Raw genomic sequence first — 6354 nt, 5'->3', positions numbered from 1 at the left:
TGCTTCAACAAGCTCAAGCATTTCAGACGCTTCGCCACACGCTTCGATCGTCGCGCCGGCCACTTCCTCGCCTTCATCCATCTCGCCGCAGCTATGTTATGGATGCGCTGAATGTCGATTCAGCCTAGTTGTGGCTCGAGCATGTCATCCTTCGAACGATGAGCACCACACAGCCGTTGACATATAGAGCCCCACCTGTTGGCGGATGTGCCCGCTCCCTGGCGGCTTGTCTTTGGCCCGACTTTAGGCGCTTATTCGATCTATGAGCCAAACGAAGGATACCGTAACGCTCTGGCGTCCGGTCGGACCGAAGGAACTGGAACTGATCAAGGCTTCGGGCATGCGCGAATTTCCACCGCGCCTGCCCGATCAGCCGATTTTCTATCCCGTGCTCACCGAAGCCTATGCGGTCCAGATCGCCCGCGACTGGAACGTTCCGACGAGCGGCTCCGGCTTCGTTACCCGGTTCGAGGTTCTGAGAAGCTTTCTGGATGGCTACCGAATCGAGCACGCCGGCAGCAAAGCGCATCTCGAATACTGGATACCCGCCGAGTACCTGCCTCAATTCAACAAGGCGATCGTCGGCAAGATCGAGGTGACGGCGGCCTTCGGCAAAACCACCGAAAGCACCGCCTGAAACGCTATTCCGCCGCTGCCTTCTTCCTTGCCGCGGCGGCCGAGGCGAAGCGCTCGCGCAACTCTTTGCCTTTGCCCGGGATCGTCTTCTGACGAGCGCGGCCGAAGGCCAGCGCGTCGTCGGGCACGCTTTCGGTGATCACGCTGCCGGAAGCGATGTACCCGCCCTTGCCGATCGAGACCGGCGCCACCAGCGCGGAATTCGAGCCGACGAACGCGCCCTCGCCGATATCGGTGAAGAATTTCGAATAGCCGTCATAATTGCAGGTGATGGTGCCGGCGCCGATATTGGCCGCCGCCCCCACGCGCGCATCGCCGATATAGGTCAGGTGGTTGACCTTGGCGCCCTCCTCGATCGTCGCCTGCTTGACCTCGCAGAAATTGCCGACCTTTGCCTTGTGTCGAAGATCGGCGCCCGGCCGCAGCCGCGCGAACGGCCCGACATCGCAATTGGAAGCGATCGTGGCGCCTTCGATATGGCTGAAGGCGTGGATTTTCGCCCCTGAAGCGATCTTGACGCCCGGGCCGAACCAGACATGCGGCTCGACAATCGTATCGGCACCGATCTCGGTGTCGTGCGAGAAGTAGACGGTTTCAGGCGCGATCAGCGTCACGCCGGCAAGCATCGCCTCGCGCCGCTGGCGCGCCTGCCAGATAGCTTCCGCCTCGGCGAGCTCGGCCCGGTTGTTGATGCCGAGCGCGCTTTCGAAGCTCGCCTCCGTGGCCACCACATCGAGCCCGTCCGCGCCGGCGAGCTCGACGATGTCGGTGAGATAGAACTCGCCCTTGGCATTGTTGTTGCCGACCTTGTCGAGCAGCCGAAGCGCCTGGTTGCCGGCCACCGCCATCATCCCGGCATTGCAGAAGCCGAGCTTTTTTTCCGCCTCGGAGCAGTCCTTCTCCTCCCTGATGGCGACGAGACGCCCGCCCTTCTCGATCAGCCGGCCGTATCCCGTCGGATTGGGCGGGCGGAAGCCGATCACCGCAACGGCAGCACCCTCCGCCAGCTTCTGCCGCGCGGCAGCCAGCGCTGCCGCATCGATCAGCGGCGTGTCGCCGAACATGACGAGGATGTCGTCGTAGCCCTTCGCTATCGCTTCGCGCGCGGCAAGCACCGCATGGGCCGTGCCGAGCCGCTTCTCCTGCACGAAGGTCTCGGCTTTCGGCGCGAATTTCTGCACCGCCTTCCGCATCTCGTCGGCGCCGTGGCCGATCACCAGCGCCAGACCCGTTGCCCCGGCGGCCTCAGCGGCCTTCACCACATGAGCCACCATCGGCAGGCCGGCAATGGCGTGCAGCACCTTGGGCATCGCGCTCTTCATGCGCGTACCTTCGCCGGCGGCGAGGATGACGGACAGGCAGGATCTCTGGCTCATAGGGCAACCGTATGAAAGGATTCAAATCATCGCATGCTAGCAGCGGCGTGATGCTGCACCAATGCGGTTAAATTCCGGTGAGACAGCGGATCACCTGGACTCTTGATCGGCGGGTCCACAATTCGATCCTGTGCACGAAGTGGCAGATCACCCGAGCCGCCCGAGCGCCGGGAAGTTTTCCAGCAGCCAGTAGGATGCGCTCTGCACGCCACCGGTGAGAAAAAACACGCCGGCGACGACGAGCAGCGCGCCGATCGCTTTTTCCACGCGACCGAGATGGACGCGGAATTTTCCCAAGAAGCGCATGAAGGCGCCGGAAAACAGCGCCGCGATCAGGAAGGGGATGCCGAGCCCGAGCGAATAGGCGGCGAGCAGCAGCGCGCCCTCGCCCACCGTCTCGCGGCCGCCGGCTAAAGTCAGGATCGGCCCCAGCACCGGGCCGATGCAGGGCGTCCAGCCGAAGGCAAAGGCCAGCCCCATGACATAGGCGGCGATCATGCTGGCCGGCTTGCCCTGCGACTGGAAGCGCGCCTCGCGCGACAAGAGCGGGATGCGCACGATGCCGAGGAAATTCAGGCCCATGATGATGATCAGCGCGCCGGCCACCATCGCCAGCGGTTCCTGCCAGACGCGCAGCAGCCGGCCGATCGTCGAGGCGCCGGCGCCAAGCGCGACGAAGACGGTCGAGAAGCCGAGCACGAAGGCAACAGAGGCATAGAGCAGCGCGCCACGTGCGCCTTCGCGCGCCGTCGCGCCGGCGTTGCCGCGGAAATCGTCGACCGAAACGCCGGCCATGTAGCAAAGATAAGGCGGCACCAGCGGCAGCACGCACGGCGACAGGAACGAGATCGCCCCTGCTCCGACCGCGCTGACATAGCCGATGTCCAATTCCATTTCACGATGCCCCGGTTGTGCTGGCGCCGATATAGCGATGCCGGAGCCCTCGTGCCAATCACCATTGTGTGGCGCGTGGTCGCTAGCCGAGGAAGAAGCGGCGGCCGCTGCGCGTTCAATGGATGGCGCGCCAGTGCCGCGTGCCGTCCGCGTACCGCCGGGCCGATGCTGGTTCTGTCGGCGACTCCCCTCGGTAAAAGACCGAACCAAGACACGATCCGTCGGTGCGCCAAAAAATGTGTTCTCCGCCATACACTCTAAGAGTGTATCGCTGTCGGCCAGTTCGCAAATTGGGCCTGTCCCCTTGACCGATTGCAAAAGCACGGCCATGTGAGCGACGAAAAGAGTGGGATTTCGTCGTGCGCCGCGGAGCTCTTCCGCCGCCTCACAGCTGATAAGAGACCTCATGGACGTCGTCGTCGTCGAATCGCCGGCCAAGGCGAAGACAATCAACAAATATCTGGGCAAGAACTATAAGGTCCTGGCCTCGTTCGGCCATGTCCGCGATCTGCCGGCCAAGGACGGCTCGGTGCGCCCGGACGAGGACTTCGCCATGTCCTGGTCGGTAGACACCGCCTCCGGCAAGCGCCTCGCCGACATCGCCAAGGCGGTCAAGGACGCCGACGGGCTGATCCTCGCCACCGACCCGGATCGCGAGGGCGAGGCGATTTCCTGGCATGTGCTGGAAGTGCTGAGGCAGAAGCGCGCGCTGAAGGACAAGCCGGTCAGCCGCGTCGTCTTCAACGCCATAACAAAGACCTCGGTAATGGAGGCCATGGCCAATCCGCGCCAGATCGATGCGCCGCTGGTGGACGCCTATCTCGCGCGCCGCGCGCTCGACTATCTCGTCGGCTTCACCCTCTCGCCGGTGCTGTGGCGCAAGCTGCCGGGCGCCCGTTCCGCCGGGCGCGTGCAGTCGGTGGCGCTGCGGCTGGTCTGCGACCGCGAATCCGAGATCGAGCGCTTCGTCCGCGAGGAATACTGGCAGATCGCCGCCATCCTCAACACGCCGCGCAACGACAGTTTCGAGGCGCGGCTGACCGCCTATGCCGGCAAGAAGCTGCAGAAGCTCGACATCGCCAACAAGGCCCAGGCCGACGACATCAAGGCGATGCTCGAAGGTGCGACCTTCAAGGCGCTGTCGGTCGAAGCCAAGCCCACCAAGCGCAATCCGGGCCCGCCCTTCACCACCTCGACGCTGCAGCAGGCCGCCTCCTCGCGGCTCGGCTTCTCGGCCAACCGCACCATGCAGGTGGCGCAGAAGCTTTACGAAGGCATGGATGTCGGCGGCGAGACCGCCGGCCTCATCACCTATATGCGAACCGACGGCGTGCAGATGGCGCCGGAGGCGATCACCGCGGCGCGCGATGCCATCGCCAGCGAGTTCGGCGCGAAATACCTGCCCGAAAACCCACGCTATTATTCGGTCAAGGCCAAGAACGCCCAGGAAGCGCATGAGGCGATCCGCCCTACCGATTTCAAGCGCACGCCGGCATCGGTCAGGCAATATCTCGATGCCGATCAGGCGCGCCTCTATGAGCTGATCTGGAAGCGCGCGATCGCCAGCCAGATGCAGCCGGCCGAGATCGAGCGCACCACGGTCGAGATCGAGGCGGTCAACGGCGCCCGCACCGCCGAGCTTCGCGCGGTCGGCTCGGTCATCCGCTTCGACGGCTTCATCGCCGCCTACACCGACCAGAAGGACGAGGACGCGGAGGACGAGGAAAGCCGCCGCCTGCCCGAGATCCGCGCCGGCGAGCAGCTTGCCCGCGAGGCGATCAACGCCACCCAGCACACGACCGAGCCGCCGCCGCGCTATTCCGAGGCGTCGCTGATCAAGAAGCTGGAAGAGCTCGGCATTGGCCGGCCGTCGACCTACACGGCGATCCTGAAGACGCTCGAGGACCGCGACTACGTCGCCATCGACCGGCGCAAGCTGGTGCCGCAGGCCAAGGGCCGGCTGCTGTCGGCCTTCCTCGAAAGCTTCTTCGAGCGCTATGTCGAATATGACTTCACAGCCTCGCTCGAGGAAAAGCTCGACGAGATCTCCGACGGCAAGCTCGCCTGGAAGGACGTGCTGCGCGACTTCTGGAAGGATTTTTCGGGCGCCGTCGACGACATCAAGGAACTGCGCGTCTCAGACGTGCTCGATGCGCTCAACGACGAGCTGGCGCCGCTGGTGTTCCCCGCGCGGGAGGACGGCTCAAACCCGCGCGTCTGCCCGAAATGCGGCACCGGCAACCTGTCGCTGAAGCTCGGTAAGTTCGGCGCCTTTGTCGGCTGCTCGAATTATCCGGAATGCTCCTATACCCGCCAGCTTGGCGACGCCGCCAATCCCAACGGCGAGAACGGCAACGGCGACGACGGCGTCAAGCTGCTCGGCAAGGATCCATACACCGCCGAGGAGATCACGCTCAGGAGCGGCCGCTTCGGCCCCTACATCCAGCGCGGCGAAGGCAAGGACGCCAAGCGCTCGAGCCTGCCCAAGGGCTGGACCGCCGAGTCGATCGACCATGAGAAGGCGCTGGCGCTGCTGGCATTGCCGCGCGATGTCGGTAAGCATCCGGAAACCGGCAAGATGATCTCGGCCGGTCTTGGGCGGTACGGACCCTTCGTGCTGCACGACGGCACCTACGCCAATCTCGAAAGCATCGAGGACGTGTTCTCGATCGGCCTGAACCGCGCCGTTTCGGTGATCGCCGAGAAGCAGCAGAAGGGCAAGGGCGGCCGCAACGGGAGCACGCCGGCTGCGTTGAAGGAACTGGGCGAGCATCCCGACGGCGGCGGCAAGATCGTCGTGCGCGACGGCCGCTACGGACCCTACGTCAATTACGGCAAGGTCAATGCCACGCTGCCCAAGGGCAAGGATCCGCAATCGGTGACGATGGACGAGGCAATCGCCCTGATTGCTGAGAAGGAAGCCAAGGGCGGAGGCGGCAAGAAGCCGTTCCGCCGGGCGGCAAAGAAAGGATAGCACGACGTGGCGCGCAGGATCTCCGGAAGAAGTCACGGCGATCCGCGCAGCGCCGACACCAGGGCGAAGGTGGTCAAGGATGACTACCGGCCCTCGCGCGACGAAATCCTGCGCTACATCGCTGAGAACCCCGACCGCTCCGGAAAACGCGACATCGCCAAGGCGTTCGCGCTGCGCGGCGAGGACCGCATCTGGCTCAAGGATCTGCTGCGCGACCTGCAGGATGAGGGCCTGCTGACCAGGAACCGCAAGCGGCTCACCCGCGCCGGCTCCCTGCCCCATGTCGCCGTGCTCGACATTTTCGGCCGCGATAACGATGGTGTGCTTCTGGCGCATCCGAGCGAATACACCGGTCCGGGCTCGCCGCCCGTGATCGCCATCCGCATTTCGCGCGGCGCCAGCGGCCCGGTTCCGGGCATCGGCGCCCGCGTCCTCGCCAAGACCTTCCCGACCGACGATCCCTCAGGCCCCGCC

The 6354-nt window shown here is 64.7% G+C and carries 4 protein-coding genes and 2 pseudogenes; 4 read left to right on the top strand and 2 right to left on the bottom strand.

Annotated elements, in window-relative coordinates; genetic code table 11:
• Together EOA49_RS29305 and EOA49_RS29300 are read left to right on the top strand one after the other, a co-directional pair.
• Positions 1 to 111: pseudogene (locus EOA49_RS29305) on the top strand (IS5/IS1182 family transposase); the annotation flags it as partial.
• 151 nt (positions 112 to 262) lie between these two features.
• On the top strand, positions 263 to 637 hold the full coding sequence (locus tag EOA49_RS29300; protein WP_127241500.1) for an ADP-ribosylation/crystallin J1: 375 nt from the start codon (positions 263 to 265) through the stop codon (positions 635 to 637).
• A gap of 4 nt (positions 638 to 641) precedes the next feature.
• Here EOA49_RS29300 and glmU read toward each other — a convergent pair whose 3' ends face one another.
• Complete coding sequence (glmU, locus tag EOA49_RS29295; RefSeq protein WP_127241499.1) at positions 642 to 2012, bottom strand: bifunctional UDP-N-acetylglucosamine diphosphorylase/glucosamine-1-phosphate N-acetyltransferase GlmU; 1371 nt, start codon at positions 2010 to 2012, stop codon at positions 642 to 644.
• Positions 2013 to 2159: 147 nt separating this feature from the next.
• Complete coding sequence (locus EOA49_RS29290) at positions 2160 to 2906, bottom strand: cytochrome c biogenesis CcdA family protein (RefSeq protein ID WP_127241498.1); 747 nt, start codon at positions 2904 to 2906, stop codon at positions 2160 to 2162.
• A 406-nt stretch (positions 2907 to 3312) separates the two neighbouring features.
• On the opposite strand from EOA49_RS29290, the gene topA reads away from it, so the two are divergent.
• A complete protein-coding gene (gene topA / locus EOA49_RS29285) occupies positions 3313 to 5880 on the top strand; it encodes a type I DNA topoisomerase (RefSeq protein ID WP_067328149.1) in 2568 nt (855 codons plus the stop codon).
• A gap of 6 nt (positions 5881 to 5886) precedes the next feature.
• Positions 5887 to 6354 (top strand): annotated as a pseudogene (locus EOA49_RS29280) (ribonuclease R); the annotation flags it as partial.

This window comes from Mesorhizobium sp. M1A.F.Ca.IN.020.04.1.1 (assembly GCF_003997315.1).
Classification (GTDB): domain Bacteria; phylum Pseudomonadota; class Alphaproteobacteria; order Rhizobiales; family Rhizobiaceae; genus Mesorhizobium.
Note: the sequence above shows the minus strand (reverse complement) of the source record. Positions and strands in the feature narration are given on the sequence as shown.

Excerpts from the sequence above, each read along its gene's own strand:
- EOA49_RS29300 (WP_127241500.1), top strand. The coding sequence starts at position 263 with ATGAGCCAAACGAAGGATACCGTAACGCTCTGGCGTCCGGTCGGACCG.
- glmU (WP_127241499.1), bottom strand. The coding sequence starts at position 2,012 with ATGAGCCAGAGATCCTGCCTGTCCGTCATCCTCGCCGCCGGCGAAGGT.
- EOA49_RS29290 (WP_127241498.1), bottom strand. The coding sequence starts at position 2,906 with ATGGAATTGGACATCGGCTATGTCAGCGCGGTCGGAGCAGGGGCGATC.
- topA (WP_067328149.1), top strand. The coding sequence starts at position 3,313 with ATGGACGTCGTCGTCGTCGAATCGCCGGCCAAGGCGAAGACAATCAAC.